The organism is Streptomyces sp. NPDC055400 (assembly GCF_053644375.1).
On sequence record NZ_JBSHLM010000004.1, the window covers coordinates 1 to 21,820 of the forward strand.

The 21,820-nt window shown below is 71.1% G+C and carries 17 protein-coding genes and 1 rRNA gene; 10 read left to right on the top strand and 8 right to left on the bottom strand.

Annotation, left to right across the window (positions count from 1 at the left end):
* The first annotated feature begins 162 nt into the window (after nt 1-162).
* Nucleotides 163-279: ribosomal RNA gene (gene rrf / locus ACWIGU_RS11330) — 5S ribosomal RNA — on the top strand.
* A gap of 115 nt (nt 280-394) precedes the next feature.
* On the opposite strand, the gene ACWIGU_RS11335 is transcribed toward rrf, so the two are convergent.
* Genes ACWIGU_RS11335 through ACWIGU_RS11355 form a run of 5 tightly spaced genes read right to left on the bottom strand, consistent with a single transcriptional unit; the run spans nt 395 to nt 5,979 of the window.
* Nucleotides 395-1,705, bottom strand: coding sequence for a DUF58 domain-containing protein (locus ACWIGU_RS11335; RefSeq protein WP_454399687.1), 1,311 nt, complete (start codon nt 1,703-1,705; stop codon nt 395-397).
* Nucleotides 1,706-1,723: 18 nt separating this feature from the next.
* Nucleotides 1,724-2,716 carry an AAA family ATPase gene (locus tag ACWIGU_RS11340; RefSeq protein WP_454399689.1) on the bottom strand — a complete coding sequence of 331 codons (993 nt, stop codon included), beginning with the start codon at nt 2,714-2,716 and terminating at the stop codon, nt 1,724-1,726.
* Nucleotides 2,713-3,972: a DUF4350 domain-containing protein gene (locus ACWIGU_RS11345; protein ID WP_454399691.1), complete on the bottom strand. Its 1,260-nt coding sequence runs from the start codon at nt 3,970-3,972 to the stop codon at nt 2,713-2,715. The genes ACWIGU_RS11340 and ACWIGU_RS11345 overlap by 4 nt, the downstream gene beginning before the upstream one ends.
* Nucleotides 3,969-4,667: a DUF4129 domain-containing protein gene (locus tag ACWIGU_RS11350; protein ID WP_454399693.1), complete on the bottom strand. Its 699-nt coding sequence runs from the start codon at nt 4,665-4,667 to the stop codon at nt 3,969-3,971. The genes ACWIGU_RS11345 and ACWIGU_RS11350 overlap by 4 nt, the downstream gene beginning before the upstream one ends.
* 4 nt (nt 4,668-4,671) lie before the next feature.
* Nucleotides 4,672-5,979 (bottom strand): glycerophosphoryl diester phosphodiesterase membrane domain-containing protein, encoded by a 1,308-nt coding sequence (locus tag ACWIGU_RS11355; RefSeq protein ID WP_454399695.1) that lies wholly within the window; start codon nt 5,977-5,979, stop codon nt 4,672-4,674.
* Nucleotides 5,980-6,119: 140 nt separating this feature from the next.
* On the opposite strand from ACWIGU_RS11355, the gene mtnA reads away from it, so the two are divergent.
* From mtnA to ACWIGU_RS11390, 7 genes are all read left to right on the top strand, one after another.
* Nucleotides 6,120-7,268, top strand: coding sequence for an S-methyl-5-thioribose-1-phosphate isomerase (gene mtnA / locus ACWIGU_RS11360; RefSeq protein WP_454399697.1), 1,149 nt, complete (start codon nt 6,120-6,122; stop codon nt 7,266-7,268).
* Nucleotides 7,269-7,272: 4 nt separating this feature from the next.
* Entirely contained in the window at nt 7,273-7,962 is a 690-nt protein-coding gene (gene mtrA / locus ACWIGU_RS11365; RefSeq protein WP_189491636.1) for a two-component system response regulator MtrA, read from the top strand.
* Between the two features lies 1 nt (nt 7,963).
* Nucleotides 7,964-10,045: an MtrAB system histidine kinase MtrB gene (gene mtrB, locus ACWIGU_RS11370; protein ID WP_454399699.1), complete on the top strand. Its 2,082-nt coding sequence runs from the start codon at nt 7,964-7,966 to the stop codon at nt 10,043-10,045.
* A gap of 94 nt (nt 10,046-10,139) precedes the next feature.
* Nucleotides 10,140-11,930, top strand: a complete 1,791-nt coding sequence (locus ACWIGU_RS11375) for an LpqB family beta-propeller domain-containing protein (protein WP_454400521.1) — start codon at nt 10,140-10,142, stop codon at nt 11,928-11,930.
* 556 nt (nt 11,931-12,486) lie between these two features.
* Nucleotides 12,487-13,182 (top strand): ComF family protein, encoded by a 696-nt coding sequence (locus tag ACWIGU_RS11380; protein ID WP_454399701.1) that lies wholly within the window; start codon nt 12,487-12,489, stop codon nt 13,180-13,182.
* Between the two features lie 326 nt (nt 13,183-13,508).
* Complete coding sequence (gene hpf, locus ACWIGU_RS11385; RefSeq protein WP_454400523.1) at nt 13,509-14,198, top strand: ribosome hibernation-promoting factor, HPF/YfiA family; 690 nt, start codon at nt 13,509-13,511, stop codon at nt 14,196-14,198.
* Nucleotides 14,199-14,423: 225 nt separating this feature from the next.
* Nucleotides 14,424-15,179, top strand: a complete 756-nt coding sequence (locus tag ACWIGU_RS11390) for a response regulator transcription factor (protein WP_356281166.1) — start codon at nt 14,424-14,426, stop codon at nt 15,177-15,179.
* A 34-nt stretch (nt 15,180-15,213) separates the two neighbouring features.
* On the opposite strand, the gene ACWIGU_RS11395 is transcribed toward ACWIGU_RS11390, so the two are convergent.
* Together ACWIGU_RS11395 and ACWIGU_RS11400 are read right to left on the bottom strand one after the other, a co-directional pair.
* On the bottom strand, nt 15,214-16,392 hold the full coding sequence (locus ACWIGU_RS11395; protein WP_454399703.1) for a winged helix-turn-helix domain-containing protein: 1,179 nt from the start codon (nt 16,390-16,392) through the stop codon (nt 15,214-15,216).
* A 72-nt stretch (nt 16,393-16,464) separates the two neighbouring features.
* On the bottom strand, nt 16,465-17,037 hold the full coding sequence (locus tag ACWIGU_RS11400; RefSeq protein ID WP_454399705.1) for a GNAT family N-acetyltransferase: 573 nt from the start codon (nt 17,035-17,037) through the stop codon (nt 16,465-16,467).
* 243 nt (nt 17,038-17,280) lie between these two features.
* Here ACWIGU_RS11400 and secA point away from each other — a divergent pair, with 243 nt between their 5' ends.
* On the top strand, nt 17,281-20,085 hold the full coding sequence (secA, locus tag ACWIGU_RS11405; RefSeq protein ID WP_356281157.1) for a preprotein translocase subunit SecA: 2,805 nt from the start codon (nt 17,281-17,283) through the stop codon (nt 20,083-20,085).
* A gap of 422 nt (nt 20,086-20,507) precedes the next feature.
* Here secA and ACWIGU_RS11410 read toward each other — a convergent pair whose 3' ends face one another.
* On the bottom strand, nt 20,508-21,002 hold the full coding sequence (locus ACWIGU_RS11410; protein ID WP_454399708.1) for an Rv3235 family protein: 495 nt from the start codon (nt 21,000-21,002) through the stop codon (nt 20,508-20,510).
* 288 nt (nt 21,003-21,290) lie between these two features.
* Between ACWIGU_RS11410 and ACWIGU_RS11415 the strand changes: the two genes are divergently transcribed.
* Complete coding sequence (locus tag ACWIGU_RS11415; RefSeq protein WP_454399710.1) at nt 21,291-21,806, top strand: DUF6912 family protein; 516 nt, start codon at nt 21,291-21,293, stop codon at nt 21,804-21,806.
* Nucleotides 21,807-21,820: the final 14 nt, after the last annotated feature.

Consider the following 21,820-nt stretch of genomic DNA (forward strand, 5'->3'; position numbering starts at 1 on the left):
GTTGATAGGCCAGATCTGGAAGCCCGGTAACGGGTGGAGGTGACTGGTACTAATAGGCCGAGGGCTTGTCCTCAGTTGCTCGCGTCCACTGTGTTGGTTCTGAAACCACGAACAACCCCACGTTTGTCACAGAGCGTGGTGCGGTTGACAGTTTCATAGTGTTTCGGTGGTCATAGCGTGAGGGAAACGCCCGGTTACATTCCGAACCCGGAAGCTAAGCCTCACAGCGCCGATGGTACTGCAGGGGGGACCCTGTGGGAGAGTAGGACGCCGCCGAACTATTTTTGATAAAAAGCCTCGTTCCCCGAGTGAAAACTCGGGGAACGAGGCTTTTTTGCGTTCCCGTGCGAGTTCCAGACCGGTCCCTTTTCTGGGACCGGCCCTTTTCTTGCATTCAGAGCCGGCCTGCTGCCTTCAAAGCGAGGTAGGCGTCCGCCAGCGCCGGTGCGAGGTCATTCGGGGTGGCGTCGACGACCGTGACTCCTCGGCGGATGAGCAATTCCGCCGTGCGGCGGCGTTCCGCTTGGGCCTGGGCCGCGGCGGCGGCGTCGTAGACCGCTTGGGTGTTTCCGCGGGAGCCGGCCATTTCCGCGATCGTCGGGTCCGCCACCGAAGCCACCAATACGGTGTGTCGTTTCGTGAGGCGGGAGAGGACCGGGAGGAGGCCCTCCTCCACCGGAGCCGCGTCGAGGCTCGTGAGGAGGACGACGAGTGAGCGGCGGGGAGCTGTGTGCAGGACCGCTGCCGTCAGGCCGCGGGCGTCTGTTTCGACGAGTTCCGGCTCCAGTGGGGCCATGGCGGTGACCAGGCCCGGCAGGAGTTCGCCGGCCGCGCGGCCCTGGATTAGGGCGCGGATGCGGCGGTCGTAGGCGAGCAGGTCGACGCGGTCGCCGGCTCTGGACGCCAGTGCGCCGAGGAGGAGCGCGGCGTCCATCGAGGCGTCGAGGCGGGGGGCGTCGCCTACGCGGCCGGCGGAGGTGCGGCCCGTGTCGAGGACCAGAAGGATGTGGCGGTCGCGTTCCGGGCGCCAGGTGCGGACCGCGAGTGTGGACTGGCGGGCGGTGGCGCGCCAGTCGATGGAGCGGGTGTCGTCCCCGGGAACGTACTCGCGCAAGCTGTCGAATTCGGTGCCCTCGCCGCGCGTCAGCACGCTGGTGCGACCGTCGAGTTCGCGCAGGCGGGCCAGTTTCGAGGGCAGGTGCTTGCGGCTGTGGAACGGGGGGAGGACACGGACCGTCCAGGGGACGTCGTGGCTGCCCTGGCGGGTGAAGAGACCCAGCGGGCCGTACGAGCGGATCGTCACCCGGTCGGCCTTTCGGTCACCCCTTCGGGTGGGGAGCAGACGGGTGATGATGCGGCGGCGCTCGCCCGGGGGGATCGTCACGCGGTGGCGGGACGCCTCGACCTCGGTGCCGGGGAGCCAGCTGCTGGGTGGCCAGGCGTCGCGGAGCTGGGCGCGCAGGGGGCGGCGCGAGGGATTGGTGACGGTGAGGGTGACGTCGGCCGGGTCGCCCAGGCGTACCGCGGTGTCGCCCGAATGGGTGAGGCGCAGGCGTCGTACCGGGGCGGCCAGGGCGAAGTCGCAGGCGCAGGCCAGGGCCAGGGGGGTGTTCACGGCCAGGATGCCGGTCCAGCTGGGCTCCCAGATGCCTACGGGGAGGGAGCCCAGGGCGGCGAGCAGGGCGGTGCGTCCGGTGAGGGCCATGGGGTGCGGAGCCTTGCGTCAGCGGGGAACGGGGACGTGGGCCAGGATCGCGTTGATGACCGAGTCGGGCGTGACGCCCTCCATCTCGGCCTCGGGGCGGAGCTGGATCCGGTGGCGGAGCGTGGGCAGGGCGAGTGCCTTCACGTCGTCGGGGATGACGTAGTCGCGGCCCGTCAGCCAGGCCCAGGCGCGGGCCGTGGACAGGAGCGCCGTCGCGCCGCGCGGGGAGACGCCCAGGGTGAGGGACGGGGATTCGCGCGTGGAGCGGCAGATGTCGACGACGTAGGCCGTGATCTCGGGGGAGATCGAGGTCTTCGCCACGGCTGCCCGGGCGGTTTCCAGGTCGGCGGCGGTGGCTACGGGGCGTACGCCCGCGGAGCGCAGGTCGCGTGGGTTGAAGCCTTGCGCGTGGCGGGTGAGGACGTCGATCTCGTCCTGGCGGGAGGGGAGGGGGACCGTGAGCTTGAGGAGGAAACGGTCCAGCTGGGCCTCGGGGAGGGGGTACGTGCCCTCGTACTCGACGGGGTTCTGCGTCGCCGCGACCAGGAAGGGGTCGGGGAGCGGGCGGGGGGTGCCGTCGACCGTGACCTGGCGTTCCTCCATGGCTTCGAGGAGGGAGGACTGGGTCTTGGGCGGGGTGCGGTTGATCTCGTCCGCGAGGAGGAGGTTGGTGAAGACGGGGCCGGGCTGGAACGAGAACTCGGCGGTGCGAGCGTCGTAGACGAGGGAGCCCGTGACGTCGCTCGGCATCAGGTCCGGGGTGAACTGGACGCGCTTCGTGTCGAGTTCGAGGGAGGCGGCGAGGGCGCGTACGAGGAGGGTCTTGGCGACGCCGGGGACGCCTTCGAGGAGGACGTGGCCGCGGCAGAGGAGCGCCACGACGAGGCCCGTGACCGCGGGGTCCTGGCCGACGACGGCCTTGGCGATCTCCGCGCGCAGGGCCTCCAGAGACGCCCGTGAGCTGCGGGGATCTCCGGTGGGCCCGGCGTTGTCAGTGGTCGGGGCCATCATGAGTGGCGTACCTCTCTTTCGAGGGCGTCGAGTTGGTCGGCGAGGGCTGTCAGGGCCGCGTCGTTGGCCGGCGGCGGGCCGAAGAGGAGGGGGCGCGGGTCCTGGCCGGAGGCGTGGAGTGCGGCGGTCAGGGCGGGGAGCAGGGTCTCGGGCGTGTGGGCCTGGGACGGGGGGACGCCGATGAGGGGGGCGAGGCGGGTACGGGTGGCGGTGCGCAGAGCGGAGGCGGCACGGTCGCGGGCGTTGGCCTTGCGGTAGAGGCGGGCGCGGCCTTCGACGGCTTCGGAGGCGCGGATCGCCACGGGGAGGCGTTCGGGGACCAGTCGGCCGAGGCGGCGGCCGCGCCAGAACGCGGCGAGGACCGCCGCGATGAAGAGTTGCAGGGTGCCCCAGAGCCAGCCCGAGGGGAGCAGGTCGAAGAAACCGCGGCGCTCGGAGTCGGTGGCCGCGGCGTCGTCGGAGAGGGAGGGGAGGTACCAGACCAAGTGGGGGCGGGAACCGAGGAGTTGCAGGGCGAGCGAGGCGTTGCCGTGCTTGTCGAGACGTTCGTTGAGGAAGATGTCGGGGGCGCCGATGAGGACGGTGTCGCCGCCCTTGGCCTCCGGCAGGCGCAGGAGGGTGGGGAGGCTTTCGCTGCGGTAGCAGGTGTCGGCGTCCGTGGGGTACGTGGCGTAGCGGCGGCCGCCGGTCTCGGCGTCGCCGGCGCGGCGGGCGTCGGACAGGGAGCATCCGGGGCGCGCGAGTGCGTCGAGGCTGGGGGCGGGGTCCGCGGTGACGTCGGGGGCGAGCGTGTCGAGCGAGGGGTCGCCGGGGGCGATCAGGACGGTGCGGCCGCCGGAGTCGGTGGTGGCGGCGTGCAGTTGGGCCTGCTGGCGGTCGGTGAGCAGGTCCGGGTACGCGACGAGGAGGGTGGTGTCGGGGCCTGCCGCGTCGCGGGCCTCGGCGGTGGTGGTGACCACGCGCGTGGAGACGCCCCGGTCGGACAGGAGTTGGGCGACGGCGCGGCTGCCCGCCGGGTCGGCGGAGCGCGGGTCGAGGCGGCCATGGGCGGCGCCGGAGCGGACGAGCGCGATGACGACGGCAGCGATCACCAGGATCACGGCGGCGATGAGCAGGCCGCGTGTGCGGGTCCAGAGCTGGCGTGGGGTGCGGGCCGTGGAGGTGGCCGGAGGCTGCTCGCCGGGGTTCGCCGGTGGTGCGGGGTCTTGTGCGTTCGGCGGGTTGGCGGCGGGGGCCGTCGGGTGCTGGGTGGTCACTCGGCGGCTCCTCGGGGGGAACTGCCGGTGAGCGTGGGGGTGGTGCGGTCCAGCTCGCTGTCGAGCGTGGTAAGGCGCTCGTACGTCTGCGGGGTGGCGGTGCGGCCGCCGTATGTGACGTCGTCGAAGTCGCGGGCGGCTGTGCGCAGTCGGTCCGTGTGGGAGGGCAGGGTGCGGCCTGCTTCGGTGGCGGCCTCGTCGGCGGTGCGGCCGGGACGCGGGTCGAGGAGTGCGCGCTCCTCCAGGGAGCGGACGATGGCGCGCATCCGTTCCTGCACGGCCTGGGTCCAGTGGCCCTGGGCGGCGTGTGCCTCGGCGGCCGCGCGGTGTTCGGCGGCGCTGCGGGGGCGGTCGTCGAAGAGGGTGGCGGTGGAGTGGGGGGAGCGGTGCGGGGTGCCCAGGCGCCACCACAGGGCGACGGCGAGGGCCACGACCGCGAGCACGATGACGAGCAGGCCGAATCCGCCGCCGGGGGTCGCCCCGGCAGCGGCGGAGAACAGCTTGTCGAGCCATTCCCAGAAGCGGTTGAGGCCCCGCTGGAGGAGGCTCGGGTCGTCCTGGTGGTATGCGGGCTCGGACAGTTCGCGCCGGGCCGCTTCCCGCGCGGGGTCGCGCGGGATGGTCACCGGTGGTTCGTCGCCGCCGGTGCGCGAGCGCAGCGCGGCAGCCCAGAGCACTCCCCCCGAGAGGCTCACCGCATCAGCTCCCCGGGGTGGGGCCGGTGGTGTCGCCGTAGCTCTGGAGGCCTGCCGCGCGGCCGAGTTCGAGGTCGAGGGCCTCGCGGCGGATGCGCTGGTCGATGTAGAGGAGCACGGTGACGCCCGCCGTGATCGGGAACGTGAGCATGGAGCCGATCACGGAGCCGACGCCGGTGACGATGAGGAACGTCCAGCCGACGTCACCGGTGCCGCCGTCGAGGAATCCGCTGACGCCTTCGCCGCCCATGGCGCCGGCGAGGAAGGTGAACGGGATGACGATGATCGACGTGACGAGTCCGGCGATGATCCCGGCGAGCAGCTGGATGCCGAAGACCCGCCACCAGGAGCCGCGGACCAGCTTGGCGGAGCGGCTCATCGACTTCAGGATGCTCTGCTTCTCCAGCATCAGGGCGGGCGAGGCGAGCGAGAAGCGGATCATCAGCCAGATCGCCAGGACGGCGCCGCCGAGGGCGCCGAGGGCGATGAGCGGGGCGCCGGCGTCCGAGGAGCCTATGACGGCGACGAGGATGCCCGGCAGCATGCAGGCGAGCAGGACGGCGGCGGCGATGAGCGGCAGGAGGAGCGTCAGGCCGGCCAGCTTGAGGAGTTGGGGCCTGGCGTCCTTCCAGGCCTCCCCGGTCGTCACGGACTTGCCGAGTACGGCCCGGCTGGTCACGGTCGTGAGCAGGGCCGTGGCGACGATGGTGCCGAGCAGGTAGACGATCTGGACGACGCCCGAGCTGACCAGGGTGTCGCCGACGGCGCGCGTCAGTTCGCTCGCCGTGGCGCTCGGGTCGTCGAGGGCGTCCATGTTCGTCGAGTTGTTCAGGACGAGACCCTGGAGGAGGACGACCACGATCTCGATGAGTACGGCGACGGAGAGCGAGATCCCGAGGACGGTGCGCCAGTGCGCGCGCATCGTCGACACGGCGCCGTCCAGGATCTCGCCGACGCCGAGCGGGCGCAGCGGGATGACGCCGGGCTTGGCGGCTGCGGGCCTGCCCTGCCAGGAGCCCCATCCGGCGCCGTAGCCACCGCCCGGGCCGCCGTAGCCGCCACCACCGCCGTAACCGCCGGGGCCCGCGGGGCCTTGGGGCGGTCCGCCGCCCCAACCCTGGGAGGGAGGCGACGGAGGGGGCGGGGCCTGGCCCTGGCCGGACGGGGCGGACCACTGCGCGGGCGGCGGCTGCTCCTTGGACCACTTCGGGTCGGGAGCGGCGTCCTTGCCGTCCTGGGCATGGTCGTCCTGGCCGTCCTGGCCGTCGGAGGGGGCGGATCCGGGCGAGGCCCAGCCCGGAGTGTCGTTCATCGTCGCTCCTTCACGGTGCCCGGCCGCGGTCGCGGCGGCAGCTTGGCGCCCATCGTGCCACGGTGTGGCTCGGAGTTGACCGGGTGCCGTATGGGCTGCACACCTTCAATTGTCCGCCGGGTACGGGGCAGACTGGACGGATGGCTGATCAGTACGCGCAAACCGGCGACGACAAGCGGCCCACCGACATACCCGTACTCCGATGGGAGGAGCCGGCCGAGGGGCCCGCGCTCGTCCTGCTCGACCAGACCAGGCTGCCCGTGGAGGAGGTCGAGCTGGTCTGCACCGACGCGCAGGGGCTCGTCCAGGCGATCAGGACGCTCGCTGTGCGGGGAGCGCCAGTCCTTGGCATCGCGGGGGCGTACGGCGTCGCCCTGGCCGCTGCACGGGGGTTCGACGTGGACGAGGCGGCGGCCGCGCTGGCCGGCGCGCGGCCCACAGCGGTTAATCTCGCGAAGGGGGTGCGCCGGGCCCATGCGGCGTACCAGGCCGGGCTCGGCGCCGAGGGGGACCGGGAGCGGGCCGCCCGGGACGCGCTCGCCGCCGCGCGGGCGCTGCACCGGGAGGACGCCGAGGCCAGCGCCGCCATGGCCGGGCACGGCCTCGCGCTGCTCGACGAGCTGATGCCGGGCGGACAGCACCGGATCCTCACGCACTGCAACACGGGGGCGCTGGTCTCCGGGGGCGAGGGCACCGCGTTCGCGGTGGCGCTCGCCGCGCACCGGGTGGGGCGGCTGACGCGGCTGTGGGTGGACGAGACGCGGCCGCTGCTCCAGGGCTCGCGGCTGACCGCGTACGAGGCGGCGCGGGCGGGGATGGCGTACACGCTGCTCACGGATAATGCGGCGGGGTCGCTGTTCGCGGCCGGTGAGGTGGACGCGGTGCTGGTCGGGGCCGACCGGATCGTGGCGGACGGTTCCGTCGCGAACAAGGTGGGGACCTATCCGCTCGCGGTTCTTGCCAAGTACCACCATGTGCCGTTCATCGTGGTGGCGCCGGGTACGACCGTGGACCCGGACACCCCCGACGGATCGTCCGTCGAGGTGGAACAGCGGGCCGGACATGAAGTGACGGAGGTCACGGCACCCCAGGTGCCGATGGCCGGGGTTGAGGCGGGAGGCGTGTTTCCGGTGGCTCCGCTGGGGACGCAGGCGTACAACCCCGCATTCGATGTGACGCCGCCCGAGTTGGTGACGGCGATCGTCACGGAGTGGGGAGTGGTTTCCCCTGTGACAGTTGAAGGACTGGGCGAGCTGTGTGCCAGGTCACGCCAGGTAACGATTAAGTAATGGGATGATGTGGCCTATGAAGGGACGAGTCCTTGTCGTCGACGACGACACCGCACTGGCCGAGATGCTCGGCATTGTGCTGCGTGGTGAAGGTTTTGAGCCGTCGTTCGTAGCAGACGGCGACAAGGCGCTGGCCGCTTTCCGTGAGTCCAAGCCGGATCTGGTCCTTCTGGACCTGATGCTTCCCGGCCGGGACGGCATCGAGGTGTGCCGCCTGATCAGGGCGGAGTCCGGCGTGCCGATCGTGATGCTGACCGCGAAGAGCGACACGGTGGACGTCGTGGTGGGCCTCGAGTCGGGCGCCGACGACTACATCGTGAAGCCGTTCAAGCCGAAGGAGCTCGTGGCCCGCATCCGGGCGCGGCTGCGGAGGTCCGAGGAGCCCGCGCCCGAGCAGCTCGCCATCGGTGACCTGGTCATCGACGTGGCCGGGCACTCCGTGAAGCGGGAGGGGCAGTCGATCGCGCTGACACCTCTGGAGTTCGACCTCCTGGTGGCGCTCGCCCGCAAGCCGTGGCAGGTGTTCACGCGTGAGGTCCTCCTCGAGCAGGTGTGGGGTTACCGGCACGCGGCCGACACCCGCCTGGTGAACGTGCATGTGCAGCGGCTGCGCTCGAAGGTCGAGAAGGACCCCGAGCGTCCGGAGATCGTGGTGACCGTCCGTGGCGTCGGTTACAAGGCCGGACCGAGCTGACATGTCCCGAGACAGTGCCGCTCCGGCACCCGGGGGGCCGGGAATCCGCTCGGGGCGGCCTGTGGGACCGAAGGCCGGGCGCGGCTCCGTGCTGCGCCGGGTCCTCGACGGCGGTCGGCTGCTCCAGGGCGGGATGAACGGCAGCCCGGTGCTGCGCCTGTTCACGCGCTGGGTGCGGCGGCCGCTGCTGCCCGCCAGGCGCCTGTGGCGGCGCAACATCCAGCTCAAGATCGTTGTCACGACGCTGCTGATGTCGCTCGGTGTCGTGCTGCTGCTCGGCATCGTCGTCATCGGCTCCGTGCGCAACGGCCTGCTCGACGCCAAGGTGAAGGCGTCGCAGAGCCAGGCCGAGGGCGGCTTCCGGGCCGCCAAGGACAAGGCCGACACGGCCGCGGCCGGGGCGCGCGACGGGGCGACGACGGACAGCCGCGCCCCTCTGACGCCGAACAACTGGATGAGCGAGCTGGTCACCCAGCTCTCCTCCGGCGGCCAGAGCGCCTTCGACGTCGTGACGCTCAGCCCGCCCGGGGCCGACAGCGGTGACAGCGTCCGCGGACCGCGCGCCTCCGGCGGCGTCCTCGACCCCAGCGTCCCCGACGACCTGCGCGAGCGGGTCGAGAAGATGACGGGTGCGTCCCAGGAGTACACGCGCATCGTCTACGAGGACGGCAAGGACTCGCAGCCCGGTCTCGTCATCGGCAAACAGATGACCGACCCGAAGGGCCACGCCTACCAGCTGTACTACCTCTTCCCGCTCACCCAGGAAGAGAAGTCGCTCGGCCTGGTCAAGGGCACGCTCGCCACGGCCGGACTGTTCGTCGTGGTGCTGCTCGGCGCCATCGCCTGGCTCGTCGTACGGCAGGTCGTCACGCCCGTACGGATGGCAGCCGGCGTCGCCGAAAGGCTCTCCGCGGGACGCCTCCAGGAACGTATGAAGGTCACCGGCGAGGACGACATCGCCCGGCTCGGTGAAGCCTTCAACAAGATGGCGCAGAACCTGCATACGAAGATCCAGCAGCTGGAGGATCTGTCGCGGATGCAGCGGCGCTTTGTGTCCGACGTGTCGCACGAGCTGCGGACGCCGCTCACGACGGTGCGCATGGCCGCCGACGTGATCCATGAGGCGCGCGTGGACTTCGACCCGGTCACCGCGCGGTCGGCGGAACTGCTCGCCGATCAGCTGGACCGGTTCGAATCGCTGCTCGCGGATCTTCTGGAGATCAGCCGGTTCGACGCGGGCGCGGCGGCCCTCGAGGCCGAACCGATAGACCTGCGGGACGTCGTACGGCGTGTGGTGGGCGGCGCCGAGCCGCTCGCCGACCGCAAGGGCACACACATACGGATCGTCGGGGACCAGCAGCCCGTGGTCGCCGAGGCGGACGCGCGGCGCGTCGAGCGCGTCCTGCGCAACCTCGTCGTCAACGCCGTCGAGCACGGCGAGGGCAGGGACGTGGTCGTGCGGCTCGCCGCGGCCGGCGGCGCGGTCGCCGTCGCCGTACGCGACTACGGCGTGGGTCTGAAGCCCGGCGAGGCCACCCGCGTCTTCAGCCGCTTCTGGCGCGCCGACCCGGCACGCGCGCGTACCACCGGCGGTACGGGCCTCGGCCTGTCCATCGCCCTCGAGGACGCCCGGCTGCACGGCGGCTGGCTCCAGGCGTGGGGCGAGCCCGGCGGCGGATCGCAGTTCCGGCTGACACTCCCGCGGACGGCGGACGAACCCCTGCGCGGGTCCCCGATACCGCTGGAGCCGGAGGACTCCCGGCGCAACCGCGGCCTGAGCGAGGCAGGGCTTCCGCTCGGCGGGGGCGCCGGCAAGCTGGCGACGGTCCCGGCGCAGGCAGCGGGCACGTCCCGCGTGCCGTCGCCCGTACTGGCGAAGGAACCGGCCGCGGCCCGGTACGCGGTCGACCCCGCGGCGCTGCCCGGGAACGGCTCGCGGGTCGTGGCCCGCGGTGACGCGGCCGCACCGGCGGCGCGCGGTCAGGACACCGGGGGTCCGGAGGGACCCCGGGACGAGCAGGCCGGACGGGCCGGGGGGACCGGCGGCAGCGGCGAGGGAAGTGGGGGCGGGCGTGCGCGGTGAGCGGGGGCGGCCACAGCCGGCCGGACGGCGGCGCAGGCTGCGTACAGGTGTGCTGCTCGGCTGCGGCGCACTGGTGCTCAGCGGCTGCGCGTCCATGCCGGACAACGGCGGACTCCAGGCCGTGGAGGCGTCACAGCGGCCCGACTCGCAGGTGCGCGTCTTCGCGATGCCGCCCCGCGAGAACGCCGGGCCCGTCAGCATCGTCGAGGGCTTCCTCGAAGCGCTGACCAGCGACGATCCGCAGTACACGATGGCGCGCAAGTACCTCACGGAGAAGGCCGCCAAGGGCTGGCACCCGGAGGAGCGCACCACTGTCCTCACGGACGGACCGAGCACGGGACAGGCGAGCAGGCCGAGCGCCGGCGACGAGGGCCGTACGTTCACACTGAGCGGCCATCAGGTCGCGTTCGTGGACCAGCAGCAGGCGTACCGGCCCGAAGGCACCTCGTACAGCAAGACTTTGCACCTCGTGCAGGAGAACAGCCCCAAGGGCAAGCAGTGGCGCATCGACGGGCTGCCGCAGGGCGTCGTCCTCGGGCAGTCCGACTTCCAGCGCATCTACCAGTCCGTCAACAAGTACTACTACGCGCTGGACGAGTCCCCCGGCCGCGCGGAGAGCGGTGGGGGATCGGGCTCGGGTTCGACCAGCCGTCAGAAGAGGCTGGTCGCCGACCCCGTGTACGTACGTCAGTGGATAGACCCCCTCACGCAGACGGTGCGCGCCCTGCTTTCGGGGCCCACGCACTGGCTGAACCCGGTCGTGACCACGACGTTCCCCTCCGACACGCGGCTGCGCAAGGGCGTGAAATCGCTCGCGCCCGACGACGAGAACAACCTGAAGGTCCCGCTGAACGCAAAGGCCGACCACGTCGGGCAGGCCCGCTGCAAGGAGATGGCCGCCCAACTCCTGTTCTCCCTGCGGGATGTGACGTCGGCGAACGTGTCACAGATCGAACTCGAACGCTCGAACGGGTCGCAGTTGTGCGTCCTGGGTGAGAGCGACGCCGAGGCCCTCGTGGAACCCCGCACCTCCGGGTCCGCCGACGACCAGTACTTCCTGGACGACAAGGGCAGGCTCGTGCAGATGTCGGGCGCATCCCGCACCGCGAAGGACCCGGAGCGGGTGCCGGGGCCGCTCGGCGACGGCGAGCAGCGGATGCGCTCGGTCGCCGTCTCGCGTGACGAGACGCAGGCCGCGGCCGTGTCGAACAACGGGAGCGCCCTGTTCGTCGGGTCGTTCGTGTCGGGTGCTTCGCTCGGCGACGCGGTCGTACGCAGCAACGCCAAATCCGAGAAGGACCGGCTCACGACGCCCAGTTGGGACGGGCTCGGCGATCTGTGGGTGGCCGACCGCGACCCGAAGAAGCCGCGGCTGCTGATGTTCGGCCGGGGCATGGCGGACGAGATCCACGAAGTCGACGTCTCCGGGCTCGACGACGGGCGGATCGAGGCCGTGAAGCTGTCGGCCGACGGGGTGCGGATCGCGCTGCTCGTGGCCGAGGACGGCAAGACCACGCTGCGGATAGGACGGGTCGAACGCGACTTTGGACCGGACGGCAAGCTGTCGGTCTCGGTCGACGAACTGCGCGCCGCGGCACCCCAGATGGAGGAGGTCACGGCCATGTCGTGGGCCGGCGGAAGCCGCCTCGTCGTGGTCGGACGCGAGTCCGGGGGCGTGCAGCAGCTGAGTTACGTCCAGTGCGACGGCTCGGCGCCGACGGGGCAGGCGCTGCCCGGCCTGACGGGCGTGAAGGAGATCGCGGCGTCCGAGGACGACCGCCTGCCACTCGTCGCCCACTCGGACGACGGGATCGTCCGGCTGCCGCCGGGCCTGCCGTGGCAGACCGTGCTCAAGGACGGGACAGCGCCGGTTTATCCGGGGTAGGGGGCGGGGGCTAGGGGCGCGGAGGCCGTGAGAGACGCCGTATTCCCCTCGCCCCGGACGGAGTTGAGTCCTCCGGTTGCAACGGAGTGTGCACGTCCTGGAGTTGTCCACAGGCAGTTATCCACAGGGGTGGTCGCAGGGCGCCCCTGTTGGCACAGTGGTGGACATGCGGGGGTGGTTGCAGGACCTCGGAGATCTTGTGCTGCCGGCCGAGTGTGGAGGCTGCGGTCGGCCGCGTACGACGCTCTGCGCGCGCTGCGGGGACGCCCTGTGCGGCGGCGCGCCGGGCCGGGTGCGGCCGAACCCTGAGCCGCCCGGGCTGCCGGTGGTGCACGCGGCCGCTCCGTACCAGGACGCGGTGCGGGCCGTACTGCTCGCGCACAAGGAGCGGGGGGCGTTGGGGCTCGCGGAGCCCCTGGGCGCGGCCCTCGCGGGGGCGGTGCGGGCGGGACTCGGCGAAACGGGGGATGGGGGAGGGGGCGGGGGTGGGGGCCCCGTAGACAGGCGTACACGGACAGCTGGGCCCACACAGGCAGATGTGCATACGCCCCGAGACATGCGCACGCAGACGGGTGGCGTCCGCACCCAGGTAGGCGCGCGTACCCAAGCAGGCGTGCGCACCCAATCAACCGCCCGCACTCAATCCGGCGCCCGGCCCCAACCAACTGCCGGCCCCCAATCAACCGCCCGCACTCCACTCGGCGCCCGGCCCCAATCAAGCGCCCGCCCCCAACCAACCGCCCGCCCCCAACCAACCCCACAACCCCCTCCCCCCACCCCCCTCGTCCTCCTGATCCCCGTCCCCTCCGCACGGAAGGCTGTTCGGGCGCGGGGGCATGATCCTTCGCGGCGGATTGCGTATGCCGCGGCGGCTGAGCTGCGTCGGGTGGGGGTTCCCGCGAGGGTGTGCGCCGCGTTGCGTCAGCGGCGGGTTGTCGCCGATCAGGCCGGGCTCGACTCGCGGCGGCGTCTGGCCAATCTCGCCGGGGCTCTGGAGGTGCCCGCGGGAGCGCGTGGGCTCCTCGCCTCGGGTGGCCGGATCGTGCTGGTCGACGACGTCATGACCACGGGCGCCTCATTGGCGGAGGCGGCCCGCGCAATACGTGCCGCAGTGGCCGGGACGGCAGAGGATGAGAGCGGCGGGATCACACCGGGATGGGTGGAAACGGCACGGGAATTGCCCGCGCGCAACTTGATCAGTGCGGCAGTGGTCGCAGCCTCTCCGGGTTCTTTCGAAATAAACCGGAACTGAGTGTAAACCTGCGTCGTTGCAGGTGGTGAGGGGGTAAATTCACCTGAATGGAGGTACGCGTCAGTAGAGGGTGACGACATCCGTCCGGGCGAGATATGTTCGGTTGTGAGGAATGGCGGACGCCATCCCCAGCAATCAGGAATGCCAGTGTCGTGGGCGCCGCAGGTTTTTTCGGCAATCACCCGCGATGATGGGGTGTAGATCTTGTCCATGGGGGAGGAGGAGGTGGAAGTCGCCGAGTCAGGGACTCCGGAAGTGGCCGGAGTCTGGTGCAAGAGGGAGATGCTCCGCCGATGGAGCGGGGCGATCCGGGAACGGAGTTCTGCGTGGACATCGTCGTCAAGGGCCGCAAGACCGAGGTGCCCGAGCGGTTCCGCAAGCACGTGGCCGAGAAGCTGAAGCTGGAGAAGATCCAGAAGTTCGACGGCAAGGTGATCAGCCTCGACGTGGAGGTGTCCAAGGAGCCCAACCCCCGACAGGCCGACCGCTGCGACCGCGTAGAGATCACACTCCGCAGCCGTGGCCCGGTCATCAGGGCGGAAGCCGCGGCCAGTGACCCGTATGCGGCGCTCGACCTGGCAACGGACAAGCTCGAGGCGCGCCTGCGCAAGGAACACAGCAAGCGGACCACCCGCCGCGGGAACGGCAGGCTCACGGCCGCGGAAGTCCCCGACGTCGTCGCCACGGCGACTCTGAACGGGGACGGCTCGGTGGTCAACAACGAGGAGCCCGGCGGAGTACCGACCACGAGGATCGGCTCCCTCGAGGTCCAGGGCGAAGGCCCGCTCATCGTTCGCGAGAAGACGCACGTCGCTGCGCCCATGTCGCTCGACCAGGCGCTCTACGAGATGGAGCTGGTCGGGCACGACTTCTACCTCTTCGTCGACTCCGAGACCAAGGAGCCCAGCGTCGTCTACCGGCGCCACGCCTACGACTACGGCGTGATCCACCTCAACACGGACCCGATGGTCACCCAGGCGCAGTCGTCCGAAGCGGGCGGGGCGCTCGGCGGCTGAGGTCGGCGGAACCACGCCGCTGAGCCCGCGGGAGACAGCCGTGAAGGGTGCCCCTGGGAGCGCGTGCGCCCCCAGGGGCACCCTTGTGCGACCCTCTGCGCACCGCTCGGTCACCGCACCGGCGCCAAGGCATGAAATCATGGCCGGGCCGGGTCAACCGGTGTGCCGCTGCCTCGGGTTGGCGTGGCACAGGAAGACGGGCCATGGCCTTCAGGGGGAGGAACGATGGCGGACAGCTTCGGACCGATGCGGGACGACGGCGCCGGTACGGCCGGTGGCGGGGTCCAGGGCATGGGCCCGGACGAGAGCGCGCCGCGCAAGGAGCCGATCAGGGTCCTCGTGGTGGACGACCACGCGCTGTTCCGGCGCGGGCTCGAGATCGTTCTCGCGGCCGAGGAGGACATCCAGGTCGTCGGCGAGGCGGGTGACGGCGCCGAGGCCGTGGACAAGGCGGCCGATCTGCTGCCCGACATCATCCTGATGGATGTGCGGATGCCCAAGCGCGGCGGGATCGAGGCATGCACCTCCATCAAGGAGGTCGCCCCCAGCGCCAAGATCATCATGCTGACCATCAGTGACGAGGAAGCGGATCTCTACGACGCGATCAAGGCGGGTGCGACGGGCTATCTGCTGAAGGAGATCTCCACGGACGAGGTGGCCACGGCCATTCGCGCCGTCGCCGACGGGCAGTCGCAGATCAGCCCCTCGATGGCGTCGAAGCTCCTCACCGAATTCAAGTCGATGATCCAGCGCACGGACGAGCGGCGCCTCGTTCCGGCGCCGCGGCTGACCGACCGCGAGCTGGAAGTCCTGAAGCTGGTGGCCACGGGCATGAACAACCGCGATATCGCGAAGGAACTGTTCATCTCCGAGAACACCGTGAAGAACCATGTGCGCAACATCCTGGAGAAGCTCCAGCTGCACTCCAGAATGGAGGCCGTGGTGTACGCGATGCGGGAGAAGATCCTCGAGATCCGGTGACGGCCACCGGGTGACAGGGGTCAGGTGACTGCGGTCAGCCGAGGGCGGTGACCAGGGCCGGCTTGAGGTCAGGGGCGTCGACGCGCTCGATCCGGACCGCGTCGCAGCCCACCCACTCCGCCGCCTCCCGCAGCGCCTGCGCCACGGCCGGGACCGCCTTCGGGCCGTCCAGGGAGATCTGCCTGGCGACCAGCGTGCTCCCGTCGCGCGCGGGGTCGACGCGGCCCACCAGGTGCCCGCCCGCGAGGACCGGCATCGCGAAGTAGCCGTGCACCCGCTTCGGCTTGGGGACGTACGCCTCCAGGCGGTGCGTGAAGCCGAAGATCCGCTCCGTGCGGGCCCGCTCCCAGATCAGGGAGTCGAAGGGCGAGAGCAGCGTCGTACGGTGACGGCCGCGCGGGACGGTGCCGAGCGCCTCCGGGTCCGCCCACGCCGGCTTTCCCCAGCCCTGCACGGTCACGGGAACCAGGCCCGCGTCCTCGACGACCGCGTCGAACTGCTCGTGCTTCAGGCGGTGGTAGTCGGCGATGTCGGAGCGTGTGCCGATGCCGAGGGACTGTCCGGCGAGGCGGACCAGGCGGCGAAGGCACTCCCGGTCGTCCAGTTCGTCATGGAGCAGCTCGGCCGGGACGGCGCGCTCTGCGAGGTCGTACACCCGCTTCCAGCTGCGGCGCTGTGTGCACACCACCTCGCCGTACATGAGGGCGCGCTCCACGGCGACCTTCGCCGCGGACCAGTCCCACCACTCGCCCTTGTTCTTCGCGCCGCCCAACTCCGTGGCCGTGAGCGGGCCTTCGGTGCGCAGCTGCTTGATGACCTGCTCGTACGCGCCGTCGGGCAGGTCGTGGTACCAGTGCGGGCGGGTGCGGTAGGCGCGGCGGCGGAACGCGAAGTGCGGCCACTCCTCGACGGGCAGGATGCACGCGGCGTGCGACCAGTACTCGAAGGCGTGCGGCGCGCCGGCCGTGCCCGGGGTCCAGTACGCGTCCTCGACCGTTCTGCGGCCGACCGCGCCCAGGCGCGCGTACGGGATGAGTTCGTGCGAGCGGGCCAGCACGGAGATGGTGTCGAGCTGGACCGCTCCGAGGTGACGGAGCACGCCGCGGACCCCGCCCTTGCGGTCCGGCGCGCCGAGGAACCCCTGGGCCCGCAGCGCGATGCGGCGGGCTTCGTCGGCGGAGAGTTCGGTGGTGGGGCGCGGCGTGGTCGTCATGCCCCGAACGATAGGGCGCGGCACTGACAGTCGGGCCTGGCGGGCGGGGGTCGGGGCCGGCGCCGGAAGGCGTCACGCCGGCGCCGGAAGGTAGGGCAGCACTGCCGGGATGCCGAGGTCCGAGGGGAGGAGCGAGGCGACCCAGCAGTCGCGCAGTACGCCCTTGTTGGGCAGGCCCGCCCGCATGACGCCCTCCATGGTGAAGCCGGCCTTCTCGGCGACGGTGCGCGAGCCGACGTTGCCGACCTCGGCGCGCCACTCCAGTCGCGTACAGGCCAGGTCGGTGAAGGCCCAGCGGGCCAGGGCGAGGACTGCCTCGGTCATGTAGCCGCGGCCGCGGTACTCCTTGCCGGTCCAGAAGCCGACCTCCCAGGCGCCCGCGCGCGGGTGGTGCAGGCTCGCGGCGGCGATCACGGGGCTGTCGTCATGGAGCCGCACGGCGAAGGTGTACTCCGTGTCGGCCCGCCAGCCGTCCGGGACCATGCGACCGACGAAGTGTTCGGCGTCCACGCGCGCGTAGGGCGAGGGGATCGTGGTCCAGCGCTGGATGTCGGGGTCCTGGGCCGCGAGATACACCTCGTCGGTGTCCTCGGCGGTGAACGTGCGCAGCCGCAGGCGGTCGGTGGTGAGTGCGACGGGTTCCATCGGCCGATTCTGCTCGGAGGCCGGCCATGACGCCAGCAGATATCGCGGGGTGAGCGCGCTGTTACCTTTCGCAGTCGGGGTGCACAGCTTCGTGCGGCACCTTGAGCGGTCCTCGTGCGTTGACCTTGTGGCTGTGGTTACGGCAGACCTCCCGGCGCGCCGGGGTCCTCGCATACGATGGCCGTTGCTCTATACCGTCACACCCGACCGTGCCAGGCCCGACCGGCAAGGAGACCAACCCCCGTGTCCGTCCTCTCGAAGATCATGCGTGCAGGCGAAGGCAAGATCCTGCGCAAGCTGCACCGCATCGCGGACCAGGTCAACTCCCTCGAAGAGGATTTCGTCAGCCTCTCCGACGCCGAGCTGCGGGCCCTCACCGATGAGTACAAGGAGAGGTTCGCCGGCGGCGAGAGCCTCGACGACCTGCTCCCCGAGGCCTTCGCCACCGTCCGCGAGGCGGCCAGGCGCGTGCTCGGCCAGCGTCCCTACGATGTGCAGCTGATGGGCGGCGCCGCCCTCCACCTCGGCTACGTGGCCGAGATGAAGACCGGTGAGGGCAAGACCCTCGTCGGCACGCTCCCCACGTACCTGAACGCGCTGTCCGGCAAGGGCGTCCACCTGATCACGGTGAACGACTACCTGGCCGAGCGCGACTCCGAAATGATGGGCCGCGTCCACAAGTTCCTCGGCCTCAGCGTGGGCTGCATCCTGGCGAACATGACGCCGGCGCAGCGCCGCGAGCAGTACAACTGCGACATCACGTACGGCACGAACAACGAGTTCGGTTTCGACTACCTCCGCGACAACATGGCGTGGTCCCAGGACGAGCTCGTCCAGCGCGGCCACAACTTCGCGGTGGTCGACGAGGTCGACTCGATCCTCGTCGACGAGGCCCGTACGCCGCTGATCATCTCCGGCCCCGCCGACCAGGCCACCAAGTGGTACGGCGACTTCGCGAAGCTGGTCACCCGCCTGAAGAAGGGCGAGGCCGGTAATCCGCTGAAGGGCATCGAGGAGACCGGCGACTACGAGGTCGACGAGAAGAAGCGCACCGTCGCCATCCACGAGCCCGGCGTCGCCAAGGTCGAGGACTGGCTGGGCATCGACAACCTCTACGAGTCGGTGAACACCCCGCTCGTCGGCTATCTGAACAACGCCATCAAGGCGAAGGAACTGTTCAAGAAGGACAAGGACTACGTCGTCATCGACGGCGAAGTCATGATCGTCGACGAGCACACCGGCCGTATCCTCGCCGGCCGCCGCTACAACGAGGGCATGCACCAGGCGATCGAGGCGAAGGAAGGGGTGGACATCAAGGACGAGAACCAGACGCTCGCCACGATCACCCTGCAGAACTTCTTCCGCCTCTACGACAAGCTCTCCGGCATGACCGGTACGGCCATGACCGAGGCCGCCGAGTTCCACCAGATCTACAAGCTCGGCGTCGTCCCGATCCCGACGAACAAGCCGATGGTCCGCAAGGACCAGGCCGACCTGATCTACCGCACCGAGGTCGCCAAGTTCGACGCGGTCGTCGACGACATCGCCGAGAAGCACGAGCAGGGCCAGCCGATCCTCGTCGGTACGACGTCCGTCGAGAAGTCGGAGTACCTCTCGCAGCAGCTGTCCAAGCGCGGTGTGCAGCACGAGGTGCTGAACGCGAAGCAGCACGACCGTGAGGCGACGATCGTCGCCCAGGCCGGCCGCAAGGGCGCCGTCACCGTCGCCACGAACATGGCCGGCCGAGGCACCGACATCAAGCTCGGCGGCAACCCGGACGACCTCGCCGAGGCGGAGCTGCGTCAGCGCGGCCTGGACCCGGTCGAGCACGTCGAGGAGTGGGCCGCGGCGCTGCCGGACGCCCTGGAGCGGGCCGAGCAGGCGGTGAAGGCCGAGTTCGAGGAGGTCAAGGACCTCGGCGGGCTCTACGTCCTCGGCACGGAGCGGCACGAGTCGCGCCGTATCGACAACCAGCTGCGCGGCCGCTCCGGCCGTCAGGGAGACCCGGGCGAGTCCCGCTTCTACCTGTCGCTCGGTGACGACCTGATGCGCCTGTTCAAGGCCCAGATGGTCGAGCGCGTCATGTCGATGGCGAATGTCCCGGACGACGTGCCGATCGAGAACAAGATGGTCACGCGCGCCATCGCGTCGGCCCAGTCGCAGGTCGAGCAGCAGAACTTCGAGACCCGGAAGAACGTCCTCAAGTACGACGAGGTCCTCAACCGGCAGCGTGAGGTCATCTACGGCGAGCGGCGCCGCGTCCTGGAGGGCGAGGACCTGCACGAGCAGATCCAGCACTTCATGGACGACACGATCGACGAGTACATCGGCGCGGAGACCGCCGACGGCTTCGCCGAGGAGTGGGACCTGGACCGGCTGTGGGGCGCCTTCAAGCAGCTCTACCCGGTGAAGGTCACCGTCGACGAGCTGGAGGAGGCCGCGGGTGACCGCGCGGGTCTGACGGCCGAGTTCATCGGCGAGTCCGTCAAGGAGGACATCCACGCGCAGTACGCGGCGCGTGAGGAGCAGCTCGGCTCCGAGATCATGCGTGAGCTGGAGCGCCGCGTGGTTCTCTCCGTCCTGGACCGCAAGTGGCGTGAGCACCTCTACGAGATGGACTACCTCCAGGAGGGCATCGGCCTGCGCGCGATGGCGCAGAAGGATCCGCTGGTCGAGTACCAGCGCGAGGGCTTCGACATGTTCACCGCCATGATGGAGGGCATCAAGGAGGAGTCCGTCGGCTACCTGTTCAACCTGGAGGTCCAGGTCGAGCAGCAGGTCGAGGAGGTCCCCGTGCAGGACACGGCGCCGTCCCTGGACAAGCAGGACGCGGTGCCCGCCGGTGTCGGCCGTCCCGAGATCCGCGCCAAGGGCCTCGACGCCCCACAGCGTCCGGACCGCCTGCACTTCCAGGCGCCGAACGCCGAGGGCGGCGTGGACGAGATGGACTACGTCACCGAGGACGGCCCGGCGCGCTCCGAGGCCGACGGCCTCACGCGCGCGGAGCGTCGTAAGCAGCAGAAGGGCGGGCGCCGCCGCAAGAAGTAGTGCGCGGCGCGCTGTGACGGAGCGCGTGTGAAGGGGCCGGGCACAGGGTGCCCGGCCCCCTTCGTCGGTGTCGGGGCGGGACAGCGGGGGCGGCCGGAAGGCCGGCGAGGGGCTGGAGAACGCCGGCTTCGTGTACGGGACGCCCCGCACCGGAGCGCCCGGACTCGCCGTGCTGCCGGCCCGCCGAGCCGCGCCGCTCGTCACCCGTTACCGCGAGCCGGTGCCGATCGCGCAGGGCATCGCGGGCACGACGGTGCCGGCCGTCACCATCGAGGGAGACCGCGGCGGCGCGGGCGCGGGCCGGGACCCGGGTGACGTACACGGTGTACGAGGGCGTCGACGACCCCTCGCTGCCGGTGACGGGGCTGAACGAGGTCGACGCCTGGCTCGACGCGCGGCCGGCGCGCTGACGGCGGCGGGGCTCACGCATCGCTGCCGCGGGGCGGGCGTCCGCTCATTTCGACGGCCGTGCAGAGCCAGCGGTGGTCGTCGCCCCGGTGCAGGCGGAAGGCGAGGGCGTGCAGCCGGGGGCCCGCGCTGATCCGGGCGAAGACTTCGTAGACGCCGGGTTCGGGCTCGTAGTGGCCGATGCCGCGGACGACGGGCCGGCGTCCCCGGTCGCTGAGGGGCTGGTTCTCGGCGAGCCGGATCAGGGCGTCGTAGAGGGATCCGGCGAAGTGACGGGAGGCCCAGTGGACGGGGCGCTGGCCGCTGAGCATCAGCAGGAGGCGCTCGGTGAACAGCTCGGCGGGGTGCGGCGGCAGCTGGGGCGGGACGCGCACGGGCCGCGCGCCGGGGCGCCGGGCGTCCTGCCTGCCGGGCGGTCGGCCGCCCGGGGGCCGGGTCGTCCTGGGGCGGCGGCGCGGCTGGTCCATCACCTTGCGCAGCGGCGGCTCATGGGCAGTGGGCTCGTGCATGTCTGGGTCCCCGTTCGGCTTCCGACCGGTGGATACCGATCGGTAACTTCGCTTGGGGATCTTGTACGCGGCCCGGGGTGCCGCTCACAAGGCCGCAGGGGCCCGGCGCGGGCGGCCGGAAGGTTCACCTATCCGGGTGATCGGACGGCGGACGAGCCCTGTGCGGACGGGGCTCGGGAGGGTCACGCAGGGGTCCCGTGTGGACGTGCGGACAGGGGTGACCGGCACCCCGAAGGGGGACTCCCGCACGTATCCTGAAGCCCCTCTCGCCGACGAAGGTGGCCAGCCATGCGCGTGTACGTCCCCCTGTCCCTGCCCCGTCTCGCCGAGGCGCACAAGGCGGGCGAACTGGGGCCCGCACCGCTCACCGCGTACGCCGTGACGCCCGCGCTGCGCGAGTGGTACGTCTCCGACGACATCGAGGAGCTGGAGTACGCGGCCCTCAGCCGCGCGGCTCTCGCCTCCCTGCGGATGATCGCCGGGGAGCCGGACGCCCCGCGCAAGCGCGTCGTGGTCGCCCTCGACGTGCCGGACGGCGCCGCCGTGGCCGACCCGGATCGCGGGCTCGACCCGGGCGCGCTCGGCGAGGTGCGGATCGCGAACGCGGTCAGGCTCGCCAAGGCCGCCGCGGTGCATGTGGACTCAGGGGAGGCCGAGAAGGACGTGACCGCGGCCGCCGCGGCGCTCGGGGCGGCGGACCAGGGCGACGACGACGCGCAGTTCGTCGTCGACGGCGCCGAGGATCACGAGCTCCTCTGGTTCGCCACGCAGGAGATCCCGAACCTGCTCGGTCTGAGCGGCTGACCTGCGCGAACGTA

What these genes read in the sequence shown, in the direction of transcription:
- mtnA (WP_454399697.1), top strand. Translation starts at nt 6,120, where the DNA reads ATGGCTGATCAGTACGCGCAAACCGGCGACGACAAGCGGCCCACCGAC.
- ACWIGU_RS11395 (WP_454399703.1), bottom strand. Translation starts at nt 16,392, where the DNA reads ATGACGACCACGCCGCGCCCCACCACCGAACTCTCCGCCGACGAAGCC.
- ACWIGU_RS11415 (WP_454399710.1), top strand. Translation starts at nt 21,291, where the DNA reads ATGCGCGTGTACGTCCCCCTGTCCCTGCCCCGTCTCGCCGAGGCGCAC.
- ACWIGU_RS11390 (WP_356281166.1), top strand. Translation starts at nt 14,424, where the DNA reads ATGGCGGACAGCTTCGGACCGATGCGGGACGACGGCGCCGGTACGGCC.
- mtrB (WP_454399699.1), top strand. Translation starts at nt 7,964, where the DNA reads ATGTCCCGAGACAGTGCCGCTCCGGCACCCGGGGGGCCGGGAATCCGC.
- mtrA (WP_189491636.1), top strand. Translation starts at nt 7,273, where the DNA reads ATGATGTGGCCTATGAAGGGACGAGTCCTTGTCGTCGACGACGACACC.
- ACWIGU_RS11335 (WP_454399687.1), bottom strand. Translation starts at nt 1,705, where the DNA reads ATGGCCCTCACCGGACGCACCGCCCTGCTCGCCGCCCTGGGCTCCCTC.
- ACWIGU_RS11340 (WP_454399689.1), bottom strand. Translation starts at nt 2,716, where the DNA reads ATGATGGCCCCGACCACTGACAACGCCGGGCCCACCGGAGATCCCCGC.
- ACWIGU_RS11400 (WP_454399705.1), bottom strand. Translation starts at nt 17,037, where the DNA reads ATGGAACCCGTCGCACTCACCACCGACCGCCTGCGGCTGCGCACGTTC.
- ACWIGU_RS11355 (WP_454399695.1), bottom strand. Translation starts at nt 5,979, where the DNA reads ATGAACGACACTCCGGGCTGGGCCTCGCCCGGATCCGCCCCCTCCGAC.
- ACWIGU_RS11380 (WP_454399701.1), top strand. Translation starts at nt 12,487, where the DNA reads ATGCGCACGCAGACGGGTGGCGTCCGCACCCAGGTAGGCGCGCGTACC.
- ACWIGU_RS11410 (WP_454399708.1), bottom strand. Translation starts at nt 21,002, where the DNA reads ATGCACGAGCCCACTGCCCATGAGCCGCCGCTGCGCAAGGTGATGGAC.
- ACWIGU_RS11375 (WP_454400521.1), top strand. Translation starts at nt 10,140, where the DNA reads ATGCCGGACAACGGCGGACTCCAGGCCGTGGAGGCGTCACAGCGGCCC.